This is a genomic window from Herbiconiux daphne (genome assembly GCF_024979295.1).
Lineage (GTDB): Bacteria > Actinomycetota > Actinomycetes > Actinomycetales > Microbacteriaceae > Herbiconiux > Herbiconiux daphnes.
The window spans coordinates 1-631 of the sequence record NZ_JANLCJ010000498.1 but is presented as its reverse complement, the minus strand read 5'-3'; the positions used below and the strand labels follow the sequence as shown (position 1 = coordinate 631).

Genomic DNA, 631 nt, shown 5'->3' with positions numbered 1-631 from the left:
ACAAACTCATTGCAGCCAAAATAGAATCTATGGACTCAGAGCGTCTTACAGCAGAGGCTTACCAAAATGCTATTGCAGCAATGAAAGGATATTCTCCCACTCAGTCTAATGAGACTCTTGATGGTGAGTTTATAGAGTTGGATTAATGGCGGATTTCGGATTATCATATTCAGAGATGCTACAGTTCGACAACTTTGCTGAGCGTTTGAATTATCTCAGCCTTGCAGGTAAATCGCATGAATCTCCTAGATCAATGTCCAATAAGTTCTATAAATCAGAAGCTTGGATACAATGTCGAGAAACAATTATCAGACGGGATTTAGGGTCCGAGTTCGGACTCGAGGGACATGATATCTCAGGGTTGATCATTGTCCACCACATAAATCCCTTATCAGAAGAAGATATTGTTAGCAACTCTTATAAGTTGTTCGACCCTGAAAACTTAATATCGGTATCAATTCAAGTGCACAATACTATCCACTATGGTCAACCCAAAGATGACTTTGTTGAGCGCACTCCTGGAGATACAAAACTTTGGTAGAAAGGAGAAAACGATTTGGCAAATGATATCTTAACGAAAGTTAAAACAAGTATAGGCATTGGGGAAACAGATACTGGCTTTGATAATGAC

At 39.3% G+C, this 631-nt stretch carries 1 protein-coding gene; it reads left to right on the top strand.

Features of this window, described 5'->3' with window-relative positions; all coding sequences use genetic code 11:
- Positions 1-145 precede the first annotated feature (145 nt).
- Positions 146-541, top strand: a complete 396-nt coding sequence (locus N1032_RS26075; RefSeq protein WP_259543532.1) for a hypothetical protein — start codon at positions 146-148, stop codon at positions 539-541.
- The last annotated feature ends 90 nt before the right edge of the window (positions 542-631 follow it).

What these genes read in the sequence shown, in the direction of transcription:
- N1032_RS26075 (WP_259543532.1), top strand. Translation starts at nt 146, where the DNA reads ATGGCGGATTTCGGATTATCATATTCAGAGATGCTACAGTTCGACAAC.